We start from the raw sequence: 3,715 nt of genomic DNA, 5'->3' as shown, positions 1-3,715 counted from the left end.
CCCGCGCATGCGGTGACGCAGTGGCGGCAGGCGCATCCGCAGGTGTCGGTCGTGGCGCACTACGGTCCGACCGAGGCGACGGTGGGGTGCACGGACTACGCGGTGCCGGGCGATGTGGTGCTTGCCGCGGGAGCGGTCCCCATCGGCCGTCCCATGTGGAACACCCGGGTATATGTTCTTGACGCCGCGCTGTCGCCGGTGCCTGCGGGTGTCGCGGGTGAGTTGTACGTGGCGGGCGCCCAGCTGGCCCGGGGCTACTTGGGCCGTGCCGGTCTGACGGCGGAGCGGTTCGTCGCGGACCCCTTCGCCACGGTGGCCGGTTCGCGGATGTACCGGACCGGTGACGTGGTCCGGTGGACCGTGGACGGGGTCCTGGAGTTCGTCGGACGCGCCGATGCCCAGGTGAAGGTGCGGGGATTCCGCATCGAGCCCGGCGAGATCGAGGCGGTCCTGGCACGCGGCGGAACGGCTGCCGGACTACATGGTTCCCTCCGCGTTCGTCGCCCTCGATGCGTTGCCGTTGACGCCGAACGGGAAGCTGGACCGTCGGGCGCTGCCGGCTCCCGAGTACACCTCGGACGCGTCGGGGCGGGCACCGCGCACGCCGCGCGAGGAGATCATGTGCGGTCTCTTCGCCGAGATCCTCGGCATCGAGTCCGTGTCGATCGACGACGGCTTCTTCGACCTCGGCGGACACTCGCTGCTGGCGACCCGCCTCGTGAGCCGCATCCGAACCGTCCTCGGGGTCGAGGTCGGCATCCGGTCCCTGTTCGAGACCCCGACCGTCGCCGGGCTGATGGACCGGCTCGATGACAGTGTTCGGGTCCGTGAACCGCTGGCCCGGCAGGTGCGGCCGGAGGTTCTTCCGGTGTCGTTCGCGCAGCGCCGTCTGTGGTTCCTGGGCCAGCTCGAAGGCGTCTCCGCGACCTACAACGTCCCGCTCGCACTGCGCCTGACGGGTGCCTTGGACGTGGAGGCGCTGCGGGCCGCGCTCGCGGACGTCGCCGGCCGACACGAGAGCCTGCGCACCGTGTTCCGCCAGAGCACCGACGGCCAGCCGAGCCAGTTCGTCCTCGACCCGATCGAGGGTGCTCCCGAGGTTCGCGCGGAAGCGGTGTCCGCGGATGAAGTGGCTCCGGTCGTAGCCGCAATCGTGGGTGCCGGGTTCGATCTGGAGCGGGAGCTACCGTGGCGGGTGCGCCTGCTGGAGGTCGCGGACGCTCCGGGCGAGTGGGTCCTCGTCATGGTGGTCCACCACATCGCGGCCGACGGCTGGTCGATGGCGCCGCTGGCCCGGGACCTGTCGCAGGCGTACGCCGCCCGCTGCCAGGGGGATGCCCCGAAGTGGCAGCCGCTTGCGGTGCAGTACGCGGATTACACGCTGTGGCAGCGCGAGGTACTCGGCAGCGAGGACGACCCGGACAGCGTGATCGCCGCCCAGGTCGCCTACTGGCGGCAAGCCCTGTCCGATCTCCCCGAACAGCTGGAGCTGCCGGTCGACCACCCGCGCCCCGCGATCGCGTCCGCTGACGGTGCGTCGGTCGGTGTGCAGGTGTCGGCCGAAACGCATGCCCGTCTGGTGGAGCTGTCGCGTTCCTGCGGGGCGAGCGTCTTCATGACGGTGCAGGCCGCTCTCGCCGTCCTGCTGTCCAAGATGGGCGCCGGGGAGGACATTCCGATCGGCACGCCGATCGCCGGGCGTACCGACGACGCCCTCGACGACCTCGTCGGCTGCTTCCTGAACACGCTGGTCCTGCGGACCGACGTCTCGGGCGACCCGACGTTCCGAGAGGTCGTCGAACGGGTTCGGGAAGCGGACCTGGCGGCCTTCGCCCACCAGGACGTGCCATTCGAGCGGCTGGTGGAGATCCTCAACCCGGCACGCTCCATGGCCCGCCACCCCCTCTTCCAGGTCATGCTCACCTTCCACAACAACGCCCAACCCGATCTCGACCTCCCCGGCATCGACGTCGTGTCGGAGCCCCTGACGAACACCGCGGCGAAGTTCGACCTGTCCTTCAGCCTCGCAGAGGTCCACGACGAGGACGGGATCCCCAGCGGGCTGCGAGGGCAGCTGGAGTACCGGACCGACCTCTTCACGGTCGAAACCGTCCAAGGCCTTGCGCATCGCCTCGTCCGCGTACTGGAGACGGTGGTGGCGGAGCCCGACCGGATGGTTCGCGAGGTCGACGTGCTCGGTACCGATGAGCGCGAGCGCATTCTGCGCACCTGGAACGACACCGACCGGGAGATCCCGGACGGCACCGTGCTCGACCTGTTCCGGGCGCGAGTGGCGCGCACCCCCGACGCACTCGCCGTACTCAGCGGCGACGTCGAACTCACCTATGCCGAGCTCGACGCGCGCGCGGGCCGCCTCGCGCAGAAACTGATCGAACTCGGTGTGGGCCGGGAGCGACTGGTCGGCTTGTGCCTTCCCCGAGGTGCGGACATGGTCGTGTCCCTCCTCGCCGTATGGCGTGCAGGCGGTGCGTACGTGCCCCTGGACCCCGAGTACCCGCCGGACCGGCTCGGCTACATGGTGGCGGACAGCGGTGCGGTCGTGATCCTGGGGACCGCCGACACGGTCAAAGACCTGCCGTCGGAGGCGGTGCACGTCTTGCTGCTCGACGAATTCGACCACGCCGACGCTCCTTCCGGCGAAGAGCCTCCTGCCGCCGTCGATCCGGACCAACTCGCATACGTGATCTACACGTCCGGCTCGACGGGACGGCCCAAGGGGGTGGCCGTTCCCCACCGTGGCGTCGCCAATCTGGCAGAGGTGATGCGGCCGGTCCTCGGTGTCCATGAAGGCGCGGTGGCCCTGCAGTTCGCCTCCTTCAGCTTCGACGCGTCCGTACTCGACGTGGCCGTCACCCTTGCAGCGGGGGCGACCCTCGCCATCGCGTCGAGCACGGAGCGGTCGGAGCCGGAGGCACTGGCCGAGATGGTCAAGAGGTCCGGTGTGAACGTCGCGAGCGTGGTCCCCTCCCTGCTCGGGGTACTCGACCCTGCCGCGCTCTCCGGGGTGGAGAACTGGGTCCTGGGGGCAGAGCTGCTCACCGCGGACCTGGCCGGCCGGTGGACGGCCGGCGCCCGCATGTGGAACACCTACGGCCCGACCGAGGCCACGGTGATCACCACGGCCGTGGAACTGGACAGGTCCATCCGGCCCGAGGACCAGCCGCCGCCGATCGGGCGTCCGCTCGGAAACGCGCGGGTGTACGTGCTGGATGCGGCTCTGTCGCCGGTGCCGGTGGGTGTGGCGGGTGAGTTGTATATCGCGGGTGCGCAGTTGGCTCGGGGGTATGTGGGTCGTGCTGGTTTGACGGCGGAGCGGTTCGTTGCGGATCCGTTTGCGGTGGTGGCGGGTTCGCGGATGTATCGGACCGGGGATGTGGTGCGGTGGTCCGCGGACGGTGTTCTGGAGTTCGTGGGGCGTGCCGATGCCCAGGTGAAGGTGCGGGGATTCCGCATCGAGCCGGGCGAGATCGTGGCGGTCCTGACCGGGCACGAGCAGGTCGGGCAGGCCGCCGTGGTGGTCCGGGAGGACCGTCCGGGCAACAAGCGCCTGGTTGCCTACGTGGTTCCGGCGGCGGGCACGGACACGGCAGACCTGGATCCTGCTGTGTTGCGTGGGTTCGTGGGGGAGCGGTTGCCGGATTACATGGTGCCGTCGGCGTTCGTGGTGTTGGGTGCGTTGCCGTTGTCGCCGAAC

1 protein-coding gene and 1 pseudogene are annotated in these 3,715 nt (G+C 70.0%); both read left to right on the top strand.

From position 1 onward, the window contains the following. Positions 1 to 2,164, top strand: a pseudogene (locus tag ADK52_RS44930) (condensation domain-containing protein); the annotation flags it as partial. A gap of 9 nt (positions 2,165 to 2,173) precedes the next feature. Further along, positions 2,174 to 3,715, top strand: a 1,542-nt coding sequence (locus ADK52_RS44925) for a non-ribosomal peptide synthetase (RefSeq protein WP_420714809.1), incomplete at its 3' end; no start/stop codon positions are given.

This window comes from Streptomyces sp. WM6372, assembly GCF_001279655.1.
Classification (GTDB): Bacteria; Actinomycetota; Actinomycetes; order Streptomycetales; family Streptomycetaceae; genus Streptomyces.
Note: the sequence above shows the minus strand (reverse complement) of the source record. Positions and strands in the feature narration are given on the sequence as shown.